We start from the raw sequence: 24,080 nt of genomic DNA, 5'->3' as shown, positions 1-24,080 counted from the left end.
TCCACAATCCTAACGCGCGCCCTGCTCTGATGACACGACCGCAGCCAGCAAGCCACGCCTCAAGGCAATCGTTAGGGCGCGAGCACTCCCAGAGCCAGCAAGATCATGACGATGATGCCGACTGGGATACGGTAAGCAGCGAACCACTCGAAGGAGTGGTTACCCACAAACTTCAGCAACCATGCGATGGAGGCGTAACCGACGATGAAGGCAATGCCTGTTCCCACGAGCAACTGCATACCGGTAGCGGACTGACCAACGGTGGGGCCGAAGGCGTCGCCCAGCGAGAAGAGCCCGGAAGCCATCACCGCCGGAATGGCCAGAAGGAAGCTGAAACGGGTAGCTACCTCGCGGTCAAGGCCAAGGAAAAGGCCACCAGAAATCGTACCGCCGGAGCGGGACACACCGGGGATAAGCGCAAGGCACTGGCACAGGCCCATGACGATGGCATCACGCATGGTTAGTTCCTCAAAGCTGCGGGTCTTTTTACCCATGCGCTCAGCCGCGATGAAGACGAAAGAAAAGAGCACCAACATAGAAGCCGTGATCCACAAATTGCGCAGATTGTCACGGATAAGGTCTTTGCCAAGGACGCCAAGGACACCAATAGGAATGGAGCCGACGATAACCATCCACCCCATGCGATAGTCCTGACCGCGCTTGTCTTTGTTGGCAAGGCCAATGAACCAACCTTTGAGGATCTGCCAGATCATGCCGGCAAAATACACGATGACGGCGAGCTCGGTACCGAGCTGAATGACAGCGGTAAAGGAAGCGCCTGCGTCCTGCCCCCAGAAGAGCGTAGAGACGATTCGCAGGTGGCCAGACGAGCTCACGGGCAAGAATTCAGTAAGGCCTTGGACAAGGGACAGGACAATGACCTGCATCCATGTCATGGCGTCAGAAGCAGCTGTTGTAGTCACTCGCGACAGCCTACTCGTCGCACGTGCGGCTTCCGGTGTGCACCACGCTGGCTGCTAGGATGAGGAATCGTGAAAATGCGTCGAGTTTTGCTTTCTTGTGCCCTCCTCACCAGCGCGTCTGCCCTCGCAGCGTGTGATCCCACGGTGGGAGTAGGAGGAGATCCCGACTCGGCCGTCTACGGCCAAGCAGAACCTGTCGACTCCCCTGCTACGCAGGACCCGGCTGGCAAGGTCGTGGATTTCGACAAGGTTACTGACTCCGCTGCGTTAGGTGACGTTCTCGCAGTCCGTACCGCAGAAGTCCTCACGGTAGGCACTCAGTCTGACTTTGAGGCGGATAAGGCGACGCGCGTGGACATCGATAAGCACTGTGGAGACCTCACCGCATCTTCCTCTCATTTTGTCGTAGCCTGCGGCGATAAAGTTCTTCTCATTGATCCACAGCAGCCAGCTTCTCCGCAGGAGCTTGCGGTGGATGAGGAAGCACCAGTGACAGTCGCCGCCGAAACCTCTACTGGTGAGATCTTCGTGAGCTCGGCGGATTCTGCGACTGTGGGCGTCTACGAGGATGGCGAGCGGACCGGCACTATCACAGTAGAAGCAGGCAGTGACCAGCTTATTTCCGTGCCTAATCCGGATGGGGCGGATGGCGTCGTCCGCGTTCTGCGCCAGGACTCCACAATCCAATCCCTGGATTGGGAGAAGGACCGCGCCGGCGGCCGTTTGCGCGTGGGCCAGGGTGTTGGTCAGATTGCCGGCGGTGACGGAGCGGTGGTCGTCGCTTCGGATACCGTAGGCAAACGTGTGGCAATTTACACTGCGAGCGACGTCATCCGTCTCCACCAATTCGGCAACACGGAGGGCACGCCCTGGGCTGTAGCCTGGGACAATGAACGGGAACTGGCCTGGGTCACGACCACCGACAACAACCTGCTTCATGCCTACACTGTCTCCTCCGGAGTTCCGGAACTCGTCGGAAGCGTTGAAACGGTAGCGGGCGCGCAGAATATTGCCGTGCTTAGCGACGGCACACTGGTCGCCGCTTCTGTCAGCGGTGACGGTCTGCAGTTCATCAACGATCCGGAGCTTGGCGACTCCTAGGCACGTCCAGCAACTGAGTCACAGAGACACTAACGGCAGTTATCCCATTCCATCACTTACTCTTCCACCAGCCACTACGGATTAGAAGGATTCTCCATGCAGTATTCCGCGCTCGACCGCGCTCGCCACACCGCCTATCAGGTAGCTCTTAAGGGAATGTTCCGGCTGAGCCCGGAGCGCATCCACGGCATCATCACCATGGGACTTGCTGGACTGCAGGCAGCGGGTCCCGCAAACCGATTGTTGGCGAAAGTACTTCCCGTCACTGATCCCATACTGGAACAAGAAGTATTCGGTGTGCGGTTCCCCCGCCCGCTGGGTCTTGCTGCTGGCTTCGATAAGAATGCCTCCTCCCCAGACGCGTGGGCGCCCATCGGCTTCGGATACGCGGAGTTGGGCACCATTACGCCGAAGGCTCAGCCAGGTAACCCGGCTCCCCGCCTATTCCGTCTTAAACCAGACAAGGCAATCCTCAACCGCATGGGCTTCAACAACGAAGGAGCTCTCCATGCCGCGCGCAACCTGCGCAAGCGCCGCTACAACGACGTCATCGGCATCAATATTGGTAAAAACAAGGTGACCGCCCCTGAGCATGCTGTGGACGATTACCGCCAGTGTGCGTCGGTCCTTGGGGACCTGGTTGACTTTGTGGTGGTCAACGTCTCCTCCCCCAACACACCTGGTTTGCGTGACTTGCAGGCGGTGGAATCCTTGCGCCCAATTATGGAGGCAGTCGTGGAGTCCACGTCTCGCCCTGTCTTGGTGAAGATTGCTCCCGATCTGTCGGACGAAGACATTGATGCAGTGGCTGACATGGCTGTCGAGGTTGGCCTCGCTGGCATCGTGGCAACCAACACGACGATTTCTCGCGAGGGTCTTCGTACGCCTGCTGATGATGTGGCCGCGATGGGCGCCGGCGGCGTGTCTGGACCGCCGGTTGCAGCACGTTCCCTCGAGGTGCTCAAGCGCCTCAATGCCCGCGTGGGTGATGAGCTCGTTCTCATCTCCGTGGGTGGTATTTCTACCCCTGAAGAGGCATGGGAACGTATCACCGCCGGAGCCTCACTTCTGCAGGGCTATACCGGCATGATTTACGGTGGACCAGACTGGATTCGGGATATTCACCGTGGCATTGCGCTCCAGCTTCGCAACCACGGTCTACGGAATATTTCCGAGGCCGTGGGGTCTGGCCTGGGATGGATTGATTAATGCACTGTGCGGCGGATGACCGCCGCACATAGGCCTGCGCCCGCAGCGTAGAGGAAGACCACGTATTGCCCCATTGTGGTGAGAACCGTGCTCGGTAGAGCTCGGCTCGCCACGATCAGGACGAGGGCAAGCACGAGCGCAATGATTTGCTCGCGGCTGCCGCGCTGGTCGCGTCGTTGCGTGCTGAATGCGCCGACGAGAAGCGCTGCGCCCACAATGGCGAGACGCCGCCATGTCCACTCAAATGTGGCTCCCCATCCGTCGGTAAAAATGGAGACCAGCCCGAACAGTGCTAGCACGGCGGCCAGCAAGGTAAAAGCGCCACCTACTCGTAGGCCGGCGGGGATGGCTACTCCGTCGGTTTCGGGATGATTAGTCATTCTGATGAGTGTAACGGGGCGAATTAGTGAGCCTCGTACCAGCCCCAGGTAACCGCACGGCCCAAGGTGTGGAAGAAGAGGTTGAAGCCCAGCACGGTAGGCGTGGAGTCAGGATCGATATCGAGCTTTTCCACATCCACCGCATGAACGGCGAAAAGGTAGCGGTGCGGGGCATGGCCCGCCGGCGGCTGGGGACCGTAGTAGACACGCTGGCCGGAGTCACCGCGCAGGCTAATGACGCCTTCATGTCCCAAGTCCTCAGCAGATCCAGCCCCCGTGGGGAGCTCACGAACATCCGCAGGGATGTTGAAGGCAGCCCAGTGCCAGAATCCGGAACCAGTCGGCGCATCTGGGTCAAAACACGTCACAGCAAAAGATTTCGTGCCTTCGGGTACCTCAGTCCAGGCCAACTGCGGGGAGACATTCTCCGGCGCCCGGAACTTCTCAGCAATCTCCGTTCCTTCGTCGATATCGGTAGAGGTCACGGTGAACGCTGCTACCTCTCCCAACGGGGCGTAGGGATCCGGCCCCGGGAAGCGGGAGTCCGCCGCATAGCTCGGTGTAGCGGTTGCAGTCTTGTCAGATGTGTTGCTAGTCATATCTCCTTTCTACTGGACAGAACTTTTGCACGCAGAAGATTTGCTCACTATCAACTTTCATCGGTGTGTTTTAGCAAGCAAGCAGGCACAGAAAAATACGGAATGACGTCGCGATTTGTGTACTGTACGCCAATCGGGATACAGTATGCGAGTGCCCAGCCGAGAGGCTGAACAAACACCCTAGCCCGGGTGGCGGAATGGCAGACGCGCTAGCTTGAGGTGCTAGTGTCCTATTAACGGACGTGGGGGTTCAAGTCCCCCCTCGGGCACAGTGTGAAGTCTCGAGACATCGTTCCGGTCGTTGTCTCGAGATTTTTCGTTTTTGGAGCCGAGCCCGACATACAGGCTGAGACCACATTCACGGCAGATAAGGGCCAGAAACTGAATTTTGGCCACTATCTACGGTGAATGACAGTGACAGGTATTCGAGACCTGGTTCCGACCTCAGCTGTCGTTCATAGGTTCAGTCACACTTCTAGAACTGCTCCTGAAAGCGCTAGAAGCAGCAGAGCTAGGCCTCACACCGGCTTAATTTCAGCAGCCGTCACCTCGGTGCGGAAAAGCCGCAGAGGATCGATGTCTCCGAACCAGACGTCCCCTCAGGCACATAACTTAGCCCCGCGCATCACTGAGGAATGAAAGAGTCAGTGAAGCGTGGGGTTTCTGTTTGCCGGTACAGTGGGGCGTGACATGAGCCACGAAGCGCTCTTATCCCCTATCCGCGTGCCATTCAAGGAGTTCTGTATGACGGCGACCTTCACGTACCTCGACCCGTTTACCGCCCAGCGCAAGGTCATCGACGCTCCGGAGGGATCCGAGTATGTCGTCGTCAAGCGCCGCGGTGAGGCCGTCGTGGACGGTGAGGTTATGAGCTTCCACGCCACGCATTCTGAGGCTCGTGATGCTGTCATGGCTGGGCTCACGGAGGAGTTTAAGACGGCAGTGGATAATGAGCCTATCTACGTCACTCATGCGCGCCTGCGTGGCGAGTATGCGCGCTACGTTAACCTTTAGACGGTCACATGCTGTGGGGTGGGCTTAAATTTTAAGCCAGCGGGGTTAACTCTTCGACGACCGTGGCCTTCTTCTTTCCGGTGAAGTAGCTATGGAGGCCCTTGATAACGATTGGTGCTACGGAGATCACTACGACAAGAATCATGATTTTGTCGATGGAATCCGCGATGCCTGGGATGCTGCCGAGGAAGACGCCAATCAGGTTCATGGATACAACCCAGGTCACTGCTCCGCTAACGTTCCAGCCCACAAAGTTCTTGTAGGGCATGTTTGCCGTGCCAGCGGCAACTGGAATGTAGGTGCGTACGATGGGCACGAAACGGCCTAAGACGAGCGCCAGAGGGCCATGCTTGCGGAAGAAATCCTCGGCTGAGCGGAGGTACTCCAGCTTGAGAATCCTCGCGTCCTTCTTAAAAAGGCCGCGGCCAAAGCGGTGTCCAATCCAAAAGCCCACCTGGTCGCCGATAATTGCGGCTGCCATGCCGACAAACACGAGGGCCCAAATAGACACGTGCAGCTCGTGGCGCAGGGTCGCTGCCATGACGAGGAGTGAGTCGCCGGGCAGGAATGGGAATAATACGCCAGATTCAATAAAGACGACAACGGCCAGTCCGGCCACCACCCAGGGGCCAAACGCCTCAAGCAAGGTGGCTGCGTCCATGTAGGACGTGAGGTTGTGTAGAAAGTCCATGGAGGGTTCTCCTAGCGATAAGGCGCGCTCCGTGCGCGCGAACGTGTATCAGTATCCTCCTGCTTCGCTGGCAACGACGAATCGAAAGTGGCTGCCCCAGCAACTTGTTTCCAACACCACAGGAAACTGCCAGCTGCCAGCCCGGATGTAGGTGACGCGACCAACAGCGCTAGGCTTATTCCCCATGGGCTCACGGTGGATTCGCAATGCAGGTGACTTCCTAAGATCGCTAGGATTCGCCGCGTGGAACAGCGTGCGCGCATGGTCATGGCGGCGTTGGCTCCTCGTAGGTGTCGGCTGCGTGGCGTTGCTCGCGGCGGCTGTGCTTGTCGACGTTCCCGATGTCGCCGCCCTACGCCAGTGGTCGGAACACCTCGGCCCGTGGTTTGTCGTGGCCTTTACTGCCGCCTACGTCCTTTTCACGCAGTTCCCTATCCCGCGCACCGTGTGGACAGTGGCCGCTGGCGTGCTTTTTGGCCCGTGGTTGGGGCTTGGAGTGTCGCTCGTGGCTTTAACGATCTCCGCAACGCTGTCGCTTCTCGTGGTTCGGCGTCTTTTGGGCGAGTGGATTCGCCCCCATCTAAGCCATCCGGCGGTATTCACGATCAACTCACGTTTGGAAAATCGCGGTTGGTTGGCTATTGCTTCGCTTCGACTCGTCGCAGGAGTTCCATTTTGCTTAGTAAACTACGTAGCGGCGCTCACTCCTATTCCCGTCGCACACTTTGCACTTGCAACACTTTTTGGTTCCATTCCAACTACGGCTATTGGCGTCTTCCTGGGTGACGCTTTGAGCGGGCAGACTGATCCCTTGACCATCGTCGCACTCATCGCAGCCACGGTGCTGGGCGTTGCCGGCCTGGTGCTCGACACGCGCCTTCCCGCACGGCCCACCATGAACACTCAGGTCAAGCACAAGGAGTAGACTGAGGCTTGTTTCTTGCCGGAAGGAGTCTCCCACAGTGCTAGCAGTCCATGCCCGTTACCGCGGCCGTTCAGTGTGCCGAGCCGAATTGGTGCAGCGTTCCGCCGCTGCCCTATCTACTTTGGAGGGCATCGGGGAGTTTGAAGTACTGGGTGTGGAAGACATCTGTGCGGTGGCCTACTCGGCCTCCTCAGTCTGTGACGTGGTGATGGCGTTGCTCGCTGATGGCGACTGGGCCATTGGTATCGGGGTTATCCCCGGCGACGATGCTAGTGACAAGGAAACTCGCGCTGTCGCTACGGCAGCCGTCAAGGGCTCTGCCCGCGCGGGTCACGTCTACGCCAAGGTCGATCGCCGTGGCCGCGCGGCGGAAGCCAATGACATTGCTGCGGCCTTTGCGCTACTTGGGTTCGTCCTCAACAAGCGCACGATGGAAGGCCGCGAAGCTACGTCACTTGTGCGTGGTGGGCTTAACCAAAACGAGGCGGCTGAAGAGCTCGGCATTTCCAAGCAGGCCATGTCGCAGCGCCTCCAAGCTGCTGGCTGGGCGGCAGAGACTGCTGGATGGCAACTCGCGGTCAATCTCATTGAGCGCGCTAACTCGACGAACTAGGCAGTGACACTATCTTTACAGGAGATCTTCCTTCTTTAACTCCGGCGTGGTGACGAAATCCACGAGACGTTCCACCGCACCGATCAGCGTTGAATCAAGGTCGCGGAAGGAACTCACCGCATGATAGACACGACTCCACCCTTCCTTGGGGTCGGACCATCCCAGACGAGCGCAGGTACCTGTCTTCCAATCTTCACCATAAGGAACCTCAGGCCAAGCGCGAAAACCAAGGCGTTCGGGCTTTACTGCGGCCCAAATATCGATGAACGGATGCCCCGTCACCAAGACGTGCTCACCCACTGTCTGTGTTAGGCGCGTTTCCTTGGACCCTTTCACGAGGTGGTCAGCCAATACCCCAACTCGACGCCCAGGACCGGGCTGGAACTCAGCAAGGCGCTCCTCCAAGTTGTCGAGGCCCTCGAGATATTCCACGACCACTCCTTCCACACGCAAGTCATGGCCCCATACCTTTTCCACGATCGCGGCATCATGGACACCTTCCACCCAGATGCGGGAAGGTGCAGCCACCTTGGCCTCAACGTTTTCTACGCGGCGCGAGCCCGAATTAGATTTTCGCGGCGCCTGCTTCTCTACATAGCGAGTCAGGGTGACAGGTTGGCCTTCCAGCAGAAAGCCACCTTTGATTAGGTTGAAGACGCGCTCCACTCCGTGGCGATCTTCAAGCCGGACCACTGGGCCCCATGCTGTCTTATCGACGCCCATCACAGCGCCCACAAAGTCATCTCCCCGGACTTCTACTACCATGCCGGGTTCGGCGGGAACCTCAGGGTACTGCGGTTTGTGGGTGCGTGCATGTCCGGCGAAAATATCGCCGCCATAGGGGTCTCGGGGATTGATGTTCATAACGGTCAACCCTATCGTCTACACTGGCCAGCCATGGATATGCGCGCCGAGGTCTGGTCCCCTGTTCAAAACGTCTCCGTGTGGCTCGGAGCATGGTTGTGGGGCCACGAATCCACCGATGACTTCCTTGATGCCCTTACTGAGTTGGGCGGTGAGCAACTTGGGCCAGACGGTAGTCCCTTCGTCTCGCTTCTCGCTCACCTTCGCCGTGAAACCGCAGGTATCATTGCCCGCGGTGAGCGCGAACCGCTTGTGCGTCTTATCCTGTCAGGGCCTGGCGAAGCACCAGCGCTACCGGCCGGCACTGAGTCCGCCCGAGCCACCTCAGAAAACTCGGCCGGCGCTATCGTGGTGCGCACCAACGATCGCGATAGTCATCTGGTTCTCATCCCCAGTTATGCCGACGGCGCAACTATCTGGGCACTCATTGAGGAGACAGACCCACTGCCCGCCCCCGCGTGGCTGAGCCCAGGCGATGCCGATGCGCTGTTGAGTCAAGCCACCAATGAATCGGCAGCGCTTATCGAGGCCACCGGATATACGAGTGATGTTCTCCCCAACCCCCGACTCACTGTGGGTACCCTCAGCGATTTCTACGACACTCCAGGCCTGCCATCTGCGGTGCCAGCGCGCGCCGCGAAGCTTTTCGCGCGCGCCGACCGCGTCGCCGCTATCATCGAAACGGTCACGGACCGTATCCAAGACCACAGCCTCGACCCGCAATTACTCCGGTTGTGGCGGCACATCCGCCAAGCGCGCATGGCCGGGGTGGCCTACGCGCTCACCGATTTTGCGCGTTAGTGCGACTTCTTCAACGACCAGATATCGCAGCATCCCTCCGCGCACGGAGCACCATTAACGGTGCAGCCTTGGACGGTCACGTTGCCTAGGGATGCTGGTTCAGTTCCTTGCTCCAGTTCATCTATGAGATCGATGACCAAGGAGGCGAAGCGCTGTGATGGGCCGGCCGTTCGTGTGCGATACACGCTCACGCCCATCTCATCAGCTGCTTTTTTCAGCTCAGAATCGAGGTCCCAGATAACTTCCATATGATCCGAAATGAAGCCGATTGGGCATACAACAACGGCCTCAACACCATCATTAGTGTGAATCGCTTTGGTGTGGTCCACAATGTCTGGCTCCAACCACGGGGTAGCTGGGTTACCGGAACGGGATTGCCACACAAGGTCATAGTCGCCCACTCCAGCTGCCTCAGCGACGAGACGAGAAGCCTCGGCGACTTGGCAGGAGTAGATGTGCTTATCTCCTTCCGCACCACCGACAGCATCGTGCGCCGAAGGCACAGAGTGCGCCGTGAACAGCATGCGAGTCTTCGGGAGTTTGTCCTCCGGTACCTCCGCAAATGCCTCACGAATGGCCTCTGCCATCTCCTCAACGAACTTCGGGTGGTCAAAGAACTGGCGCAGCTTAGTGAAGGTAATCTCCGGCAGTCCCTTTTCCTCGGCGTAGGCGCGCAGCTTGACGATGTCCTCGTCGTACTGTCGGCAGGCACTGTAGCCGCCCCACGCTGACGTGGCGAATACCGCGACTTTGCGCACACCATCTGCAGCCATCTGCTCTACCGCCTCGGTGCCGAACGGGTGCCAGTTACGGTTGCCAAAATAAACCGGTAGATTATGTCCGCGGTCTTTCAGCTCTGTTTCGAGATTCTCAATGATCTCGCGGTTCAAAGCATTGAGGGGGCTTACCCCATCAAAATGGAAGTAGTGTTCGCCAACTTCTTCTAGGCGTTCACGTGGGATGCCGCGGCCGTGGGTGACGTTCTCCAAAAACGGAACGACCTCCTCGTTTCCTTCCGGGCCACCGAAAGAAAGAACGAGGAGGGCGTCAAATGTGGAGGGTGCTGGGCCAGTGCTAGAACCGGCACCGGGGGCAGTACGCTGTGCTTCAGTCATACGGCCCAGTTTAGCAATGGTCTTATCTAAATCAGACGCACGGCATACGGAGCCATTCCCGCCTGTCGGACTGGTGTGATGCTGACATTCTGGCCAGATTGAGGAGCCTCGACCATGGTGCCATCACCCAGGTAGATAGCGACGTGCTGGTTACCGCTTGGGCCGTAGAAGATCAGGTCACCGCGTTCAATTTCGCTGGTCGAAATCTTCTCGCCCTTCTGATACTGATACCCCGTGTAATGCGGCAGGGAGATGCCCACGCCAGCAAAGGCGTAGAGGACGAGACCCGAGCAGTCGAAACCAACCTTGTTGTAATCGCCGTGAGAGTCAGCAACGCCTCCATCGCGGATACCCTGAGTCGGGCCATTGGCGTCACCGCCACCCCACGCATATGGGACACCGACCTGAGAGGTGGCGCGTTCGATGACGGTCTCGATCTGAGCTTCACGAGACGCATCGCCCAGCTTCGATGCTGCCCTATCGGTTACACTGTCAGTCGTTTCGAGGTCTTCCAACACACCAGAGAGGTCTGAGATGAGGGAATCCTCATCGGCTTCCTCGTCCTCATCGTCGAGACCAACAGAGGTAGTTGTCGACGTTGACGTCTCGGAGTCCTCACCCTGGAGAGCGAAGAGCTTCGAGGAGCCCTGCGCCAAGGCGTCAATCTCCTCCGGTGTCAGACTATTACTGTGACTAGGTTGAGAGGCTGCCACCATCGATGCCACAGTGCCAACAACACCAATGCCCAAGGCAACGGTTTCCGGATCGATAGAGCGAGAATCGAGAGAGCTGCCACCGCTGTTGGCGCGGCGATCCGCACTCTTAGAGGAAAGCTCCTTGACATTAGGATCGGAAGAGAGCGTATCGGCAGCGCTAGAGAGTTCCTTCATCTCTTCTGGAGAAATCGACGGAGAAGTGTGTTGAGCCTGCAGCGAGCGATCACGCGCTTCCTCCGCTGAGGGGCCCTCGACGGACGCTGGCTCAGAGGCTTCTGCGCCCGGTGTCGCGGCCGGCTCTTCCGTCTCCAGCGGTTCCTTTTCGTCAGGCTGGGCACCGTCGTCAGCGATACGCGATGCCTCTTCAGTCAAGTTTTTATCCTGGACATTGTTTCCAGTCTCAATGCTTGGCTTTTCAGTATCGTCAACTCCCTTAGCTTTATTAAGCGCCTTATGAAGCTCGGACAGCTGAGATAGGAGGTCGGTTCGTTCCGCAGCGGAATCCTCAATAGTTGACTCCGATTCAGCGAGCAACTGACGTGCAGACGCCTCTGCTTCGGACGCCTGGTTCTCACGCTGCTCGGCAAGTTCTTGAGTCTTGCGCAGCTGAGATTCCTTGTTGGCCTTCTGAGTACGCTCCTGCTCCAGCTGGGTAAGAACGCCCTGCTGCTTATCGGACTGGGAGCGAAGGAAAGACTGACGCTCGAGCATGTCGGAGCGAGCGTCCTTACCGGCTGCATGCGATACGGCGTCGGATGTATTGGCGCGGCGATAAGCAGAACGTGAGATATCGTCGAGCTTCGCCTGAGCCTTCGCCACATCATCCTCGGCAGTGTCGAGCTGCTTGCGTGCCGTGGTGGTACCACGACGTGCCTGCTCGGCCTTCGTCCGGGCGTCGTTAAGATCGACGAGCGCCCGGTTCACTGCCTCACGCTGGGAGCCGATTGTGGCCTCAGCCTCGGCGATGCGTTGCTCAACCTGGGCAATAGCCCCGGCAAGGTCTGCAATGGAGGGGTTGTCAGAAGATAGCAGCTCTTTAACGTTGAGCTGCTCTGGTTCCGCCGCTACTGCTGGCGCTAGAGATGAAACTGTAGACAAAGCGGCGGTCGTCGCGATGGCAGCGCACACTGCCCTGAGACGACGAAAGCCGAAAGATGAAGTGGTGGCCACGAGAATAGTCTCCTCAACGCCTACCTAGCCCTGGCCCCAACAATTACATGAAAGGGCGCAACGATGATTTGTACCTCTCCCCAGTCGTAACGACGAAGTGGAGCGAGGTCGTTTGAGTTGCGGATACGGGGGCTTCCCCATTGCTTGCGCGTTCAAGCCACGATTGAGGTGGTACTCAATGAGCATGCATAAGGAAAGAGTGGGAGGGCCATTCTGGAGAGGCGAACTTATGAGAGGTCCTGTCACTAGCGAGGACGTGGATGATCTATCGCGGGTGTACACCGACGCTAATCCGAGACCGCGTACATGGAGATGGGTCATCCATGTGCTCTAGGGTCCCGATTGCGAAGGGGCACACGCTACACGGAGAACACCGCACTGCGAGGTTCCTCCTCGCCAGGCGCCGCGCGCATAGCTGAATGACCGCACACCCTAGAGGCAGCAGGCATCGACATGGCTGGCACCTGACCGGGAACCGACAGGACGAGATTGCGCAGCACTCCGATCAAAGAGTGCATGTGGAGCGTAAAGGAGCCTCTCCCACTCGGAAGGTAGGTGTCTTTGTGATGAAAAGTCGAACACTGGTACCGACTGCACAAAGCAGCTCATTCTGCTGCGCGCTGTGAGGCGCGGCGTTCATCCGCCAGGCGGTGATCCTCAACTGCCGTAATCGCTCGTGGCGTGCTTCCCCACATACCCGTGCGTCGTCTCTGTTGAGAGTCAAGGCTTGGCCCATGAACACATGGAGCAAGAGTCAACCCGTGAGTCGATACGTGAACCATACGTCACCGACACGCCATGTCGCACACTTTCCTCATTTTTCACATGAGTTAAGTCCAGCCACAGAGCCTTACAGGAGCACCTTACCTGCAACAATTTCGTTACCAACGTGTGACTGTGATGTTTGTCACTAACGCGTAACGCGTACCCTCTGCGACAGGATGCCGCGCACCAAAGTGGGCTAGGCGACGTCTAGCCAAACATTTCGTCAGGCACTCAGAGGCGTTCAACGCGGCAACTACACGACAAGGTTCAGGGCTTGCCCCCGTTTCCTGGCCTGGACCAACTTCGCCTTAAATCGACCGCATGTGTGGCGCCCGATTCCACCCCCGCGTGACGATGGTTGACGCCTTCGTAACCAAGCCGATATTCAACATCTCGAGGTCACATCTGTTCAACTGAAATTTCTCCCCAGGGCTTTGCCTGAGCCCCCTCAGGTCAAAGCTTTCGCGGCAATAATTCAAACCCCTTCAGGAGGCACAGATCTGGCGCCACGATGCCCTTATCTCGAGCCACTTAGACGCAGTCGGTGAGGCTGAGCGCAGAACCACTTCTCCATGCCCTAACCACTCCCCCAGGGCCAAAGTAAAGTCTTAGTGGTTGACTTCCATCACTTCCCTACCCTTCTCTCATTTTTCCAACCGAGCCGCCAAGTAGTTCGTTTATGGGCTATTGAGACCTCTTTACTACCTGCCACAGGCCCCCTATTAAACGACCTTGGTGCCGCCATCTGAGCGTGCCAGGGGCCTCCGTACAGAGGTCCCTCAGGCCGAACCCAGGGTGCCTCAATCGGAGGCTCGGTGGGCATCTGCGGGCACGTGCCGCCGCTCGCTTCAGGAGGCAGATTTCCGCGAGTCTCAGAGGGAACAATTACCCCCTCTTTGGTTGGCCGGAGAAGTGACGGTGGACGCCGCGGATTGAGTAGGCCTAGTGGCCCGGCTAGCCCACCGGAGCCTCAACGACATCTGTGGTTGTATTCATTGCGGGTTCGTGTCGAGACGCGTAGCGGAATGCGGAGAAGGCAGCTAACACTGCGAGGCAGAAAAATATTCCAACGATGGGACCCCATGGGACTGAGAAACCATCTGCCGTGGCGTAGAAATCATTAACCAGTGTGACCTGATCGAGACCTGTCGGCAGGGAATCCTCAGCTGCTTCAATAGCCGCCCGGTCGTAGGAATCGCTCACCACCGACACCTTCATGGGTACCTGAAGGATGACAGTGTCTAGACCGGTCCTATCTTGAAGAGTGGTTGCAAGATCGCGCAGATCCGGAGTTTTCTCCGGAAACACGTCGACAACCGCTACCCCATGATCAGGATGAAGGGAGGCGGCGATGGGCTCCTGGAGGGCGTCGTCAAGCGCGAGCTCTGGGTTGGAGAAGGCAACCCCATCGTCCGAGAGTTGCTCGGCGATGGCATCTACATCTACGCCAGCCGGGATCATGGAGTACTCCTTACTGTTGTGCAGCCTCGAGCCTAAGCCCGCAAGGACAGGATGAGGGTGGGTGACGCGCCGGTACCCCCGAAATGGATGAAACAGAACGCGCGTACTGTTATAGTGGCCCCAACCGCAGGTTCCAGCCTCTACAATAGATAAGGAACCTTCGCGTTCTGAGAACGTCGATGTGCCGCAGTCCTCCCCGGACGCCGGTACGGCCTCGATGAGCTCGATGGACCTTTATTAAGTGTTCGACAACCCACAAGCGAAAAGCAAGGAATGGAGCTCCCTGTGACTGAAAGCCTGAACTCCTTCGGCGCCAAGAAGACCCTTGATGTCAACGGTAAGTCCTATGACTACTTCGACATCAACGCGGTTGAGGGCCTGGAGAAGCTGCCGTACTCCCTTAAGGTGCTGGCTGAGAACCAGCTGCGCTACGAGGATGGCAAGAACGTAACCAAGGATCACATTAACGCTTTGGCGAACTGGGATCCGTCCGCAGAACCGGATACCGAGATCCAGTTCACCCCGGCTCGTGTCCTCATGCAGGACTTCACCGGCGTTCCCTGTGTGGTCGACCTCGCTACCATGCGTGAGGCCATCGCAACTCTCGGCGGCGAGCCGGATCAGGTGAACCCGCTCAACCCGGCAGAGATGGTTATTGACCACTCCGTTATTGTTGAGGCCTTCGGTTCCTCCGAGGCACTGGAGAAGAACGTAGAGATCGAGTACGAGCGCAACCAGGAGCGTTACCAGTTCCTGCGTTGGGGCGCCGAGAACTTCTCTAACTTCCGCGTTGTTCCTCCGGGAACCGGTATTGTCCACCAGGTCAACATCGAGTACCTGTCTCGTGTCGTCTTCGACAACGAGGGCGTTGCTTACCCAGATACCTGTATCGGTACTGACTCCCACACCACCATGGAGAACGGCCTCGGCATCTTGGGCTGGGGCGTTGGCGGCATCGAGGCTGAGGCAGCCATGCTGGGCCAGCCGGTCTCCATGCTTATCCCACGCGTCGTCGGCTTCAAGCTCACCGGTGAGATTCCGACCGGCGTGACGGCTACCGACGTTGTTCTGACCATCACCGAGATGCTCCGTGAGCACGGCGTGGTTCAGAAGTTTGTCGAGTTCTACGGCAACGGTGTGAAGTCCGTGCCGCTGGCTAACCGCGCCACCATCGGCAACATGTCCCCAGAGTTCGGCTCCACCGCTGCGATCTTCCCGATCGACGAGGAGACCATCAAGTACCTCGAGCTCACGGGTCGCCCGCAGGAGCAGATCGACCGTGTTGAAGCATACGCCAAGGCTCAGGGCATGTGGCTGGAGCAGGATGCTCCGGAGGCTAAGTACTCCGAGTACCTCGAGCTGGACCTGTCCACCGTCAAGCCTTCCATCGCTGGCCCGAAGCGCCCGCAGGACCGCATCCTGCTTTCTGAGGCAAAGGAGCAGTTCCGTAAGGATCTGCCGACCTACGCTTCTGGTGACGTCGTCGCCGACGAATCCACCATTGAGGCAAAGCGCATGACCGCTGAGGGCGGCGACGAGAACTCCCTCGTTGACGTTACCGGTGGCCTTAACAAGTCCCGCGCAGGTGAGGGTGAGTCCGCAGCCAAGGGTAGCTCCGGCCGTCAGTCCAACCCAGTGACTGTTACCTCCGCGAACGGTGGCGAGTACACCCTGGACCACGGCATGGTCGCTATTGCTTCCATCACTTCCTGCACCAACACCTCCAACCCGTCCGTCATGGTTGGCGCTGGCCTCATCGCCCGCAAGGCGGCTGAGAAGGGCCTCAAGTCCAAGCCGTGGGTTAAGACCATTTGCGCACCGGGTTCCCAGGTAGTTGACGGCTACTTCCAGCGCGCAGACCTGTGGAAGGACCTCGAGGCTCTCGGCTTCTACCTCTCCGGCTTCGGATGCACCACCTGTATTGGTAACTCCGGCCCGCTGCCGGAGGAAATCTCCAACGCCATCAATGAGCACGACCTGGCTGCTACCGCAGTGCTGTCCGGTAACCGTAACTTTGAGGGCCGCATTTCCCCGGACGTCAAGATGAACTACTTGGCTTCCCCCATCATGGTTATCGCTTACGCTATTGCCGGCACCATGGACTTCGATTTCGAGACCCAGCCGCTGGGTCAGGACCAAGACGGCAACGATGTCTTCCTCAAGGACATCTGGCCTTCCCCGCAGGAGATCGAGGACACCATCCAGCAGGCAATCTCCCGCGAGCTCTACGAGGCTGACTACGCTGACGTGTTCAAGGGCGACGACGCATGGCGCAACCTGGATGTACCGGAGGGCAAGACCTTCGAGTGGAATGAGGATTCCACCTACATCCGCAAGGCTCCGTACTTCGACGGTATGCCGACTGAGCCGGAACCGGTTGAGGACATCAAGGGTGCTCGCGTCCTGGCTAAGCTCGGTGACTCCGTCACCACTGACCACATCTCCCCTGCTTCCTCCATTAAGCCGGGTACCCCTGCTGCTCAGTACCTGGATGAGAATGGTGTGGAGCGCCAGGACTACAACTCCCTGGGTTCCCGTCGTGGTAACCACGAGGTCATGATGCGCGGTACCTTCGCCAACATCCGCCTGCAGAACCAGCTGGTGGACGTTGCTGGTGGCTACACCCGCGACTTCACCCAGGAGGGCGCACCGCAGGCCTTCATCTTCGATGCTTGCGAGAACTACAAGGCCGCTGACATCCCGCTGGTCGTCCTGGCCGGCAAGGAGTACGGCACCGGTTCTTCCCGTGACTGGGCTGCTAAGGGCACCAACCTGCTGGGCGTGAAGGCCGTTATTACCGAGTCCTTCGAGCGTATCCACCGCTCGAACCTCATCGGTATGGGCGTTATCCCGCTGCAGTTCCCGGAGGGCGAGTCCCACGAGTCCCTGGGCCTGGACGGTACCGAGACCTTCGACATCGACGGTATTGCAGCTCTTAACGAGGGCGGCATTCCGAAGTCGGTTCACGTGACCGCGACCAAGGAGTCCGGTGAGACCGTCGAGTTCGACGCCAAGGTTCGCATCGATACGCCTGGTGAGGCCGACTACTACCGCCACGGCGGCATTCTGCAGTACGTGCTGCGCCAGATGGTCAAGGCCTAAAGAGGCCCAGACCGCTGTGAGAGCCCACGAGGTGGGCTCTGCATAGCTCAGCGGAAGGCCAGCTAGCAACAATTTGAGTGCTGGCTGGCCTTTCTTTATCCACAAAGCTTTCCATTTACCGAGTCGTTGGAAAGTATTTCCCTACTCGGTTCCCTTCCCGTACCCACTATCGTTGCGGCAGATTCGTGCCGCGCTTCCTTCCAAGGAGATTGTCCAGCCATGCCGATTATGAGCGATTCCGAGCTCAACCGCCGCCGTAACGACATCCTCGTCGGGGCGAGAAAATGCTTCGCTGAGTATGGCTATGAAGGCGCGACAGTCCGCCGACTCGAAGAGGTGACTGGAAAATCACGCGGCGCCATCTTCCACCACTTTGGCGATAAGGAATCGCTCTTCCTTGCCTTGGCTCGGGAGGACGCCGCCCGGGAGGCAGAGGTCGTGGCCAACAATGGTCTGGTTGAGGTAATGAGTGAGATGCTTCGCCACCCAGAGCGTCACGACTGGCTCGCTACCCGCCTTGAGGTCACCTCAATGCTGCGTACCGATCCCTCTTTTGCCACCCGCTGGCGCGAGGAGCAGGAAGTCCTTGACAAAGCCGTGCGTGCCCGCTTGGAATCCAATGCTGAGAAGGGGCGACTCCGCGATGATGTGTCCATCGATACCTTGGTGACCTATCTGGAAACTTTCATGGACGGTTTCATTAACCGCCTTGCGCTGGGTGAAACGTCAAACCTGGAGCAAGTTCTTTCGTTGGTCGAGCAGACGATTCGTGGGTCACGTACTCAATAGCTGCGGATTTTTCTCCCCTGATTGCCACCCCTGATGGTCCACTAGTCCTCGTTACACTGTGTGGCATGGACCAAACTCCCCTACGACTTCCTCGTGCAAAGCTCGACATCTACTCAGGCGACAAGTCACGGCTCGCCCCTGCAGGATCCCGCGCTCACGATGCACAACCAAACCCGCACGTCGATACGTCGGGTATACGTGAGGTAATAGAGGATGCCGGTCCTCAACCAGGGCGTCTCAAGTTCGGTGACATCGCCATCTGGCTCCCTATAGCTCTCGTTGGACTAATCATAAGTAGCGTGACGTTTTCTTTCCTCACCAGTGGTTTTGGCCCTCCCCAAAGACCGCATTCCGGGTTTGATCCATTTGCTTTGATCCCAGTCTTCGGCTGCCTCTTTGGCCTTTTCTTTGTGGGGCTTGGCGTGTGGAATGTCTTCAAAGCGATTGGCCGTGCTCGGCGTCTTCGTACCGCGTGGCGAAACGGCTGGATCGAATACCGGCCCGCTCTTATCGGTGAGCTCGTTTACTTGCGCAGCAAGACCGAAGGCTCGGAAAAGAATGAGAGGACCCATTTCTATTACTCCGCTCCACTCCTCATTCTTCGGCCAGACGGCTCTTTGTCGAACGCAACGTCCGGCGAGTTCCGTGGCAACTATCCGAACGCACTAAAGTCACGGGGCGCTGCCCTGTCAGAGGCTTCCCGCGCAGCAACCGTTGATTCCACCCGCAGCAATGGGTGGACCGTAGCCGCATACCGTACGGGTAGCCAGGACTCTGAAGCAGAGATCCCTTGCGGATTATCCGCCAAGCAAATCGACGCCATTCTTCACTTCGCCGAACAGCGATGGATCACATAGCCGCCAAGGTCTTACACCCCACTCGCAGGATCCACACGGGTACTGCTCCCCTCAGGGCCTGTTGTTTATAGCCCCTAGCGTTTCACTACCGCTAACCTGTGAAGTATGACTCACTCTCCCATCCGGTTTCCGCGTACAAAGCTAAAAATCGCAGGTAAATTCCCAGAATCCCTTGCGCCCAAGGAATCCGAAACGCATGATTCTCAACCAAGGCAGGAGATCGACCGCAGCGGTATCAGGGAGGCCATTGATTCCACCGGCTTGCCCCCAGGGCGCGCCAGCGTCCACGATATGCTCTTCGGCTTCGTCTTTGGCTTCTTTGGCGTTACCGCCGCTATTCTCGCGTGCATTATGGGGTTCGTCACCCTTATGTTAGGTGGAAGTCAGGAGGAGGAGGATGACTTCGGTTTGCTACACGGCCTTCTCATTACTGCGGTATTAGCTGTCCTATTTTTGTGGCTTGCCATCTTCCTCGTGCGCAGTGAAAGGCAGAGAGCCAAGCGCATGGCCGCTGCTTGGAAAAACGGATGGATTGAATACCGGCCGGCACTCATCGGGGAACTGGTGTTGCATCGCCGCAGGAGGAGTGACGACTCAACTGATCATTTCTACAAAGCTCCACTACTTATTCTTCAGCCGGATGGCTCGATGCCGAAAGCGCACAGCGCTGAATTCAGGAGCGGGAATCCCAATTGGTTGAAGATGCGTGGATTCACCGTCGCGGATGGCCCACTGGTTGCCACCGTCGATTTCAACCACAACAACGGTTGGCATGTCGTGGCATATCGGGCTGACGATCCCAACCCCACGCCCGTGCTTCAACACGGCCTCAGCAAAGAACAAGTGGAGGCTGTCCTGACCTTCGCCGAAAACTCATGGGTGAAGTAGGTCACATGTTCCAGGATGTACTCGCACCATTCGACTTCCAGAGCCTTTTTTATTCTGACCGAACTATACCGAAAAGCAAGCGGTCCGTGTCCTCGCCTAACCCGGCACCCGCAACACCCGATGTTGCACGAGCTGTGTACGCCGCCGGCCCTATGCCAGGAAAATCAGCCCTCAATAAGAAGTCATTGCTGGGGCGTGCCATTCTTGCGCCGATGCTCTGTGCTTCCGCCATTGCCCTAGTCATGGAGGATGAGGTCATCATCCACCCGGCGATTTCCTGGGCCATCAAACTGTTCTTCTCCGCAGCGTTGATTGTGGCAGTGCTAGACCTTGGGGATGATATCCGACGCAACACGTGGGGTGCACACCGTGTTCGTCTCGCCGCACAGAACGGGTGGATCGAGTACTACCCAGCGCTAATAGGCGAAATCTGGAACACTGGCACCGTCAAACATGAGTATGCTCCGACGGAGTATTGCTACCAGGCTAGAGCGCGACTGTTCTCCCGAGATGGTTCGAGCTTTGATATCACTACCGAGATCTTTCGTGACGATCACACACCAATGGATTTTTCTCAGATGGGCATCGCGGTGGTCGACGATGAAAAGGACGCGAAGTTTGAACGAGTGAACGGTTGGTACCTGGCAGGCCACATCGCTACCAAGCCGCTGAATGAAGCTAGTTTCGCGCACCGACTCACCAAAGATCAGGTGCGGGCAGGCCTCAATGCTGCGCTACATGCCTAGCAATCGGAGCTAATCCTCCGAGTCTCCTCTACGACGCTCCCCATCCAGCATTGCATGAGCCGGCTTGTCAGTTACTGTGCGAACTATGACTCAGTCCCCCATCACGTTGCCACGCACAAAGTTGAAGCTTTCGCCGACTATGCCTCGAACGCATACAGCTCAACAATCTGCAACCGATGTATCCCAGCCGAATCCACATATGGATCGCAGCGGTATCCGTGAAGTCATCGATGGCGCCGGTCCCGCCCCGGGACGCTCCCTGTTGAAGAAGAATTCCACTGGGCTCATCACCGGAATTCTTGCCACAACAGTGGGCATCATCGGCCTCGCAATAGCTGCTGCCACCTACGCGATATACGTAGAGACCAAGGCGACAGGCCCCATCGTTCTTATCGGCCTTCTGGTCTTTATCGCACTGACAGCATTTGTTGTTGCCGCTTCCATCCGTGGCAAGAAGTCGTTGAACCGCATCGCAGAAAGCACGGATAACGCGTGGATAAACGGGTGGATCGAATACCGCCCAGCCCTCATCGGCGAGCTAGCCCACGTGCGTCAGGAGGATGACGGCGACACAGTGACGCACTACTACACCGCACCGCTTCTGATGCTGCAGCCAGATGGAACCATGCATAGGGTCCCTTCACAGGAGTTCACTTATAGGGACCCAGCGTGGCTGAAGGCGAAAAACTTCGCTGTAGCCGAAAGCCCACAGACAGCGACCGTAGATTTCGCCCACAATAATGGCTGGGACGTGGTTGGATACCGAGTGGACGTTCCCAACCCGGAGCCCCAGTTTGGACTCGGGCTCACCAAACAGCAGGTAGACGCAGTTCTTTCCTTCGCAGAGCAGAACTGGGTGCGCTAAATATCCTTGACGCTGCCGTCGCCGTCGATGAACTCCAGCGGAGAGGATGGCAGAGTCTCACGAGAGGCTACCTCGGTGACAACCTCGGCAACCAAATCGCGAGAAGTCTTCATATCCGCAGTACGCTGCGAATTCTCCGTGAGGACGGTAATGCCCTGCGCTGGCTCCTCAGTGAGAGCAGCTGGGCCAAGGATGAGGTAGTTCAGGTTAGTAGAATTGAGCTTATTGTCCACGGCCTTCTTGGACTCCACGTAGGCATACCACTTTTCATCAGCAGGATCGGTGGTATTCGTCGTGGCACCCATGTAGGAAATCATGATGTAGGCAGGAGTGTTCTTGCCGGCGGCAGCAAGCTTCTCCAGACCTGCGATCGATGCGAGCGCAGCATCGCGGTCCACCGCCCAGGTGACGTCAGCACCAGCACGGCCACCGTTGCCAGCGCCCCATACGACGACGTCATACTCGCCTAGGAGTTCAGCCCACTGTTCCTCGGAAATCTCAGTGAGATCGCGCAGAATCGGTGTGGCTCCACTCGCCTCAATATCGGGCACCTGGTTGGGGTTTCGGATAAGCGAGTGGACGTCTAGGTTGGCGTCGACAAGCTTCGGCGCTGCCAGCAATCCCACCTTGCCGTGGCCGCCGATGTAGAGAACTTTCTTACGCGCGTTAGTTGTCGTATCAGTCATGTGCGCCACCGTACGCGCCTTCCTGCGGTTCTGCAGGACCCCTGGGCAGTGCTCAGAATACGCAAGATACAATGAGATCATGATTGCCATCATGACTGTTACCGGTGCCGATCGCACCGGCATTATCGCCTCCGTGACCACTGCTCTTGCTGAGCTCAACGTCAACATCGTGGATGTTTCGCAGACTCTGATGTCTGGCTTTTTCACCATGATCCTGCGGGTCGAGTTCGATGAGAATGAGGTGAGCATCCGCGAAATCCAGGACCGTATGAACGCCGTGGGCGAGTCCACCAATCAGTCTATTCGCGTGCAGTCGGAAGCGCTGTTCACTGCCATGAACGAGATCTAGGGGCGAAAACGAGTCATGCTTAATCGCTTCAATACCGTCAGTATTCTCGACACCATCGAGATGATCGAGAAATACCGCCTCGATATTCGCACCGTCACCATGGGGATTTCCCTACTCGGATGCACCCGCCCCACCATGGAAGCCACCGCCGAGGCCGTCTACGATCGCGTGACCACTCGCGCGGCTCAGCTCGTGGAGGTTTGCGAAGGAATCGAGGCTGAGCTCGGCATACCCATCGTTAACAAGCGCATTTCCATCACTCCAGTGTCTCTCATCGTCGCCGGTGTGGAAGGCAACCCCGTTGACGTCGCTCGTGCCCTTGACCGCGCCGCGGCTGAGACCGGTGTCGACTTCGTAGGCGGCTACTCGGCACTCGTGGAAAAAGGTGCCACCACTGCTGAGAAGAAACTCATCCGCTCCATTCCGGAAGCACTCGCAGAGACCAACCTAGTTTGCTCCTCGGTGAATATCGCCTCCTCCCGCGCGGGCATCAATATGAATGCTGCTGCACAGATGGGGCGCATCATCAAGGAAGCGGCTGAGCTTACCAAGGACCGCAGCGCGATCGGTTGTGCCAAGCTCGTGATCTTTGCCAACTCCGTGGGCGATAACCCCTTTATGGCCGGTGCTTTCCATGGCATCGAGGAGCCCGACTGCGTCGTTTCCGTTGGTGTTTCCGGACCCGGTGTGGTCGACCGCGCACTCGGTTCCCTCGAGGGTGCCACGCTCAACGAGGTTGCCGAGGAGGTCAAGAAGGCAGCCTTCAAAGTCACGCGCGCGGGTCAGCTCGTGGGGTCCTTGGCATCGGAACGCCTTGGCGTGCCTTTCGGCATCATCGACTTGTCGCTTGCGCCTACTGCGGAGCTCGGTGATTCCGTCGCACACATCCTGGAGCACATGGGCCTCGATCAGGTGGGCACGCACGGCACCACTGCAGCCCTCGCGCTGCTTAACGACGCCGTCAAGAAGGGCGGCATGATGGCATGCTCCCGTGTGGGCGGATTGTCTGGTTCCTTCATTCCGGTCTCTGAGGACAAGGGCATGATCGACGCAGTGCGCTCTGGCGCTATCTCCATCGACAAGCTAGAAGCCATGACCTCGATCTGCTCGGTGGGCTTGGACATGATCGCTATCCCGGGCGATACCTCTGCTGAAACCATCGCCGGCATGATCGCTGACGAAGCCGCCATTGGCGTGATGAACCATAAGACCACCGCCGTGCGCGTTATCCCCGCCCCTGGCACTCAGGCCGGCGACGAGGTCAACTTCGGTGGCCTCCTGGGCTACGCTCCGGTCATCCCGGTTAACAAGGTGGGCAACTCCACCTTCATCAACCGTGGTGGCTTCATCCCGGCGCCGGTGCACGGCTTCCGAAACTAAGGCCCCACCAAGTCGGATTAGTTTTCACCAAGCACTTGACCCTCACACAATGTGAGGGTTCAACTTTGTCC

At 58.0% G+C, this 24,080-nt stretch carries 23 protein-coding genes and 1 tRNA gene; 15 read left to right on the top strand and 9 right to left on the bottom strand.

What is annotated here, in order from left to right:
* Positions 1 to 71 precede the first annotated feature (71 nt).
* Entirely contained in the window at positions 72 to 896 is an 825-nt protein-coding gene (locus HMPREF2875_RS06080; protein WP_210388164.1) for an undecaprenyl-diphosphate phosphatase, read from the bottom strand.
* 102 nt (positions 897 to 998) lie between these two features.
* Between HMPREF2875_RS06080 and HMPREF2875_RS06075 the strand changes: the two genes are divergently transcribed.
* Together HMPREF2875_RS06075 and HMPREF2875_RS06070 are read left to right on the top strand one after the other, a co-directional pair.
* Entirely contained in the window at positions 999 to 2,024 is a 1,026-nt protein-coding gene (locus HMPREF2875_RS06075) for an NHL repeat-containing protein (RefSeq protein WP_070671233.1), read from the top strand.
* 96 nt (positions 2,025 to 2,120) lie between these two features.
* A complete protein-coding gene (locus HMPREF2875_RS06070; protein ID WP_070671231.1) occupies positions 2,121 to 3,233 on the top strand; it encodes a quinone-dependent dihydroorotate dehydrogenase in 1,113 nt (370 codons plus the stop codon).
* On the opposite strand, the gene HMPREF2875_RS06065 is transcribed toward HMPREF2875_RS06070, so the two are convergent.
* Both HMPREF2875_RS06065 and HMPREF2875_RS06060 read right to left on the bottom strand, forming a co-directional pair.
* Positions 3,230 to 3,613: a hypothetical protein gene (locus tag HMPREF2875_RS06065; RefSeq protein ID WP_070671229.1), complete on the bottom strand. Its 384-nt coding sequence runs from the start codon at positions 3,611 to 3,613 to the stop codon at positions 3,230 to 3,232. The two genes, HMPREF2875_RS06070 and HMPREF2875_RS06065, sit on opposite strands and share 4 nt — an antisense overlap.
* A gap of 23 nt (positions 3,614 to 3,636) precedes the next feature.
* Positions 3,637 to 4,212 carry a YbhB/YbcL family Raf kinase inhibitor-like protein gene (locus HMPREF2875_RS06060; protein ID WP_070671227.1) on the bottom strand — a complete coding sequence of 192 codons (576 nt, stop codon included), beginning with the start codon at positions 4,210 to 4,212 and terminating at the stop codon, positions 3,637 to 3,639.
* Positions 4,213 to 4,395: 183 nt separating this feature from the next.
* On the opposite strand from HMPREF2875_RS06060, the gene HMPREF2875_RS06055 reads away from it, so the two are divergent.
* A tRNA-Leu gene (locus tag HMPREF2875_RS06055) sits at positions 4,396 to 4,481 on the top strand.
* Positions 4,482 to 4,956: 475 nt separating this feature from the next.
* Complete coding sequence (locus tag HMPREF2875_RS06050) at positions 4,957 to 5,226, top strand: hypothetical protein (RefSeq protein ID WP_070671225.1); 270 nt, start codon at positions 4,957 to 4,959, stop codon at positions 5,224 to 5,226.
* Positions 5,227 to 5,257: 31 nt separating this feature from the next.
* Here the strand turns inward: HMPREF2875_RS06050 and HMPREF2875_RS06045 are convergent, their stop codons facing one another.
* Complete coding sequence (locus HMPREF2875_RS06045) at positions 5,258 to 5,917, bottom strand: DedA family protein (RefSeq protein WP_210388155.1); 660 nt, start codon at positions 5,915 to 5,917, stop codon at positions 5,258 to 5,260.
* Positions 5,918 to 6,101: 184 nt separating this feature from the next.
* Between HMPREF2875_RS06045 and HMPREF2875_RS06040 the strand changes: the two genes are divergently transcribed.
* Together HMPREF2875_RS06040 and HMPREF2875_RS06035 are read left to right on the top strand one after the other, a co-directional pair.
* Entirely contained in the window at positions 6,102 to 6,842 is a 741-nt protein-coding gene (locus tag HMPREF2875_RS06040; protein ID WP_070671223.1) for a TVP38/TMEM64 family protein, read from the top strand.
* Between the two features lie 37 nt (positions 6,843 to 6,879).
* Positions 6,880 to 7,455, top strand: a complete 576-nt coding sequence (locus HMPREF2875_RS06035; protein WP_070671222.1) for a MarR family transcriptional regulator — start codon at positions 6,880 to 6,882, stop codon at positions 7,453 to 7,455.
* Between the two features lie 15 nt (positions 7,456 to 7,470).
* Here the strand turns inward: HMPREF2875_RS06035 and HMPREF2875_RS06030 are convergent, their stop codons facing one another.
* On the bottom strand, positions 7,471 to 8,319 hold the full coding sequence (locus HMPREF2875_RS06030; protein ID WP_070671221.1) for a DUF3097 domain-containing protein: 849 nt from the start codon (positions 8,317 to 8,319) through the stop codon (positions 7,471 to 7,473).
* A gap of 33 nt (positions 8,320 to 8,352) precedes the next feature.
* Here HMPREF2875_RS06030 and HMPREF2875_RS06025 point away from each other — a divergent pair, with 33 nt between their 5' ends.
* Positions 8,353 to 9,120 carry a hypothetical protein gene (locus HMPREF2875_RS06025; RefSeq protein WP_070671219.1) on the top strand — a complete coding sequence of 256 codons (768 nt, stop codon included), beginning with the start codon at positions 8,353 to 8,355 and terminating at the stop codon, positions 9,118 to 9,120.
* Here HMPREF2875_RS06025 and HMPREF2875_RS06020 read toward each other — a convergent pair.
* The 3 genes from HMPREF2875_RS06020 to HMPREF2875_RS06010 all read right to left on the bottom strand — a co-directional run bounded on the left by HMPREF2875_RS06020 (position 9,117) and on the right by HMPREF2875_RS06010 (position 14,347).
* Complete coding sequence (locus HMPREF2875_RS06020) at positions 9,117 to 10,235, bottom strand: ferrochelatase (RefSeq protein WP_070671216.1); 1,119 nt, start codon at positions 10,233 to 10,235, stop codon at positions 9,117 to 9,119. The two genes, HMPREF2875_RS06025 and HMPREF2875_RS06020, sit on opposite strands and share 4 nt — an antisense overlap.
* Positions 10,236 to 10,261: 26 nt before the next feature.
* Positions 10,262 to 12,121 (bottom strand): DIP1281 family NlpC/P60 protein, encoded by a 1,860-nt coding sequence (locus HMPREF2875_RS06015; RefSeq protein WP_070671213.1) that lies wholly within the window; start codon positions 12,119 to 12,121, stop codon positions 10,262 to 10,264.
* 1,719 nt (positions 12,122 to 13,840) lie between these two features.
* Positions 13,841 to 14,347 (bottom strand): Rv1476 family membrane protein, encoded by a 507-nt coding sequence (locus HMPREF2875_RS06010; protein ID WP_070671211.1) that lies wholly within the window; start codon positions 14,345 to 14,347, stop codon positions 13,841 to 13,843.
* 285 nt (positions 14,348 to 14,632) lie between these two features.
* Here HMPREF2875_RS06010 and can point away from each other — a divergent pair, with 285 nt between their 5' ends.
* The 6 genes from can to HMPREF2875_RS05980 all read left to right on the top strand — a co-directional run bounded on the left by can (position 14,633) and on the right by HMPREF2875_RS05980 (position 21,594).
* A complete protein-coding gene (can, locus tag HMPREF2875_RS06005; protein ID WP_210388154.1) occupies positions 14,633 to 17,449 on the top strand; it encodes an aconitate hydratase in 2,817 nt (938 codons plus the stop codon).
* Positions 17,450 to 17,668: 219 nt separating this feature from the next.
* On the top strand, positions 17,669 to 18,238 hold the full coding sequence (locus HMPREF2875_RS06000) for a TetR/AcrR family transcriptional regulator (RefSeq protein WP_070671206.1): 570 nt from the start codon (positions 17,669 to 17,671) through the stop codon (positions 18,236 to 18,238).
* A 371-nt stretch (positions 18,239 to 18,609) separates the two neighbouring features.
* Entirely contained in the window at positions 18,610 to 19,095 is a 486-nt protein-coding gene (locus tag HMPREF2875_RS13930; protein WP_246817045.1) for a hypothetical protein, read from the top strand.
* A 105-nt stretch (positions 19,096 to 19,200) separates the two neighbouring features.
* A complete protein-coding gene (locus tag HMPREF2875_RS05990; protein ID WP_070671202.1) occupies positions 19,201 to 19,983 on the top strand; it encodes a hypothetical protein in 783 nt (260 codons plus the stop codon).
* An 86-nt stretch (positions 19,984 to 20,069) separates the two neighbouring features.
* On the top strand, positions 20,070 to 20,729 hold the full coding sequence (locus tag HMPREF2875_RS05985; protein WP_141754580.1) for a hypothetical protein: 660 nt from the start codon (positions 20,070 to 20,072) through the stop codon (positions 20,727 to 20,729).
* 199 nt (positions 20,730 to 20,928) lie between these two features.
* A complete protein-coding gene (locus HMPREF2875_RS05980; RefSeq protein WP_083311864.1) occupies positions 20,929 to 21,594 on the top strand; it encodes a hypothetical protein in 666 nt (221 codons plus the stop codon).
* Here HMPREF2875_RS05980 and HMPREF2875_RS05975 read toward each other — a convergent pair.
* The gene (locus tag HMPREF2875_RS05975; protein ID WP_070671199.1) at positions 21,591 to 22,280 is read right to left on the bottom strand and encodes an NAD(P)H-binding protein; all 690 of its coding nucleotides are present in this window, start codon (positions 22,278 to 22,280) and stop codon (positions 21,591 to 21,593) included. The genes HMPREF2875_RS05980 and HMPREF2875_RS05975 overlap by 4 nt on opposite strands.
* 79 nt (positions 22,281 to 22,359) lie before the next feature.
* Here HMPREF2875_RS05975 and HMPREF2875_RS05970 point away from each other — a divergent pair, with 79 nt between their 5' ends.
* Both HMPREF2875_RS05970 and HMPREF2875_RS05965 read left to right on the top strand, forming a co-directional pair.
* Positions 22,360 to 22,629, top strand: a complete 270-nt coding sequence (locus tag HMPREF2875_RS05970) for an ACT domain-containing protein (protein ID WP_070671198.1) — start codon at positions 22,360 to 22,362, stop codon at positions 22,627 to 22,629.
* A 15-nt stretch (positions 22,630 to 22,644) separates the two neighbouring features.
* The gene (locus HMPREF2875_RS05965) at positions 22,645 to 24,009 is read left to right on the top strand and encodes a PFL family protein (RefSeq protein WP_070671197.1); all 1,365 of its coding nucleotides are present in this window, start codon (positions 22,645 to 22,647) and stop codon (positions 24,007 to 24,009) included.
* Positions 24,010 to 24,080 lie beyond the last annotated feature (71 nt).

Source organism: Corynebacterium sp. HMSC078H07 (genome assembly GCF_001812805.1).
In the GTDB taxonomy this organism is placed as follows: domain Bacteria; phylum Actinomycetota; class Actinomycetes; order Mycobacteriales; family Mycobacteriaceae; genus Corynebacterium.
Note: the sequence above shows the minus strand (reverse complement) of the source record. Positions and strands in the feature narration are given on the sequence as shown.

Bases quoted from the DNA above. Each gene is read 5' to 3' on its own strand.
- HMPREF2875_RS06080 (WP_210388164.1), bottom strand. From the start codon at position 896: ATGACATGGATGCAGGTCATTGTCCTGTCCCTTGTCCAAGGCCTTACT.
- HMPREF2875_RS06075 (WP_070671233.1), top strand. From the start codon at position 999: ATGCGTCGAGTTTTGCTTTCTTGTGCCCTCCTCACCAGCGCGTCTGCC.
- HMPREF2875_RS06070 (WP_070671231.1), top strand. From the start codon at position 2,121: ATGCAGTATTCCGCGCTCGACCGCGCTCGCCACACCGCCTATCAGGTA.
- HMPREF2875_RS06065 (WP_070671229.1), bottom strand. From the start codon at position 3,613: ATGACTAATCATCCCGAAACCGACGGAGTAGCCATCCCCGCCGGCCTA.
- HMPREF2875_RS06060 (WP_070671227.1), bottom strand. From the start codon at position 4,212: ATGACTAGCAACACATCTGACAAGACTGCAACCGCTACACCGAGCTAT.
- HMPREF2875_RS06050 (WP_070671225.1), top strand. From the start codon at position 4,957: ATGACGGCGACCTTCACGTACCTCGACCCGTTTACCGCCCAGCGCAAG.
- HMPREF2875_RS06045 (WP_210388155.1), bottom strand. From the start codon at position 5,917: ATGGACTTTCTACACAACCTCACGTCCTACATGGACGCAGCCACCTTG.
- HMPREF2875_RS06040 (WP_070671223.1), top strand. From the start codon at position 6,102: ATGGGCTCACGGTGGATTCGCAATGCAGGTGACTTCCTAAGATCGCTA.
- HMPREF2875_RS06030 (WP_070671221.1), bottom strand. From the start codon at position 8,319: ATGAACATCAATCCCCGAGACCCCTATGGCGGCGATATTTTCGCCGGA.
- HMPREF2875_RS06025 (WP_070671219.1), top strand. From the start codon at position 8,353: ATGGATATGCGCGCCGAGGTCTGGTCCCCTGTTCAAAACGTCTCCGTG.
- HMPREF2875_RS06020 (WP_070671216.1), bottom strand. From the start codon at position 10,235: ATGACTGAAGCACAGCGTACTGCCCCCGGTGCCGGTTCTAGCACTGGC.
- HMPREF2875_RS06010 (WP_070671211.1), bottom strand. From the start codon at position 14,347: ATGATCCCGGCTGGCGTAGATGTAGATGCCATCGCCGAGCAACTCTCG.
- HMPREF2875_RS06000 (WP_070671206.1), top strand. From the start codon at position 17,669: ATGCCGATTATGAGCGATTCCGAGCTCAACCGCCGCCGTAACGACATC.
- HMPREF2875_RS05990 (WP_070671202.1), top strand. From the start codon at position 19,201: ATGACTCACTCTCCCATCCGGTTTCCGCGTACAAAGCTAAAAATCGCA.
- HMPREF2875_RS05980 (WP_083311864.1), top strand. From the start codon at position 20,929: ATGGATCGCAGCGGTATCCGTGAAGTCATCGATGGCGCCGGTCCCGCC.
- HMPREF2875_RS05975 (WP_070671199.1), bottom strand. From the start codon at position 22,280: ATGACTGATACGACAACTAACGCGCGTAAGAAAGTTCTCTACATCGGC.
- HMPREF2875_RS05970 (WP_070671198.1), top strand. From the start codon at position 22,360: ATGATTGCCATCATGACTGTTACCGGTGCCGATCGCACCGGCATTATC.
- HMPREF2875_RS05965 (WP_070671197.1), top strand. From the start codon at position 22,645: ATGCTTAATCGCTTCAATACCGTCAGTATTCTCGACACCATCGAGATG.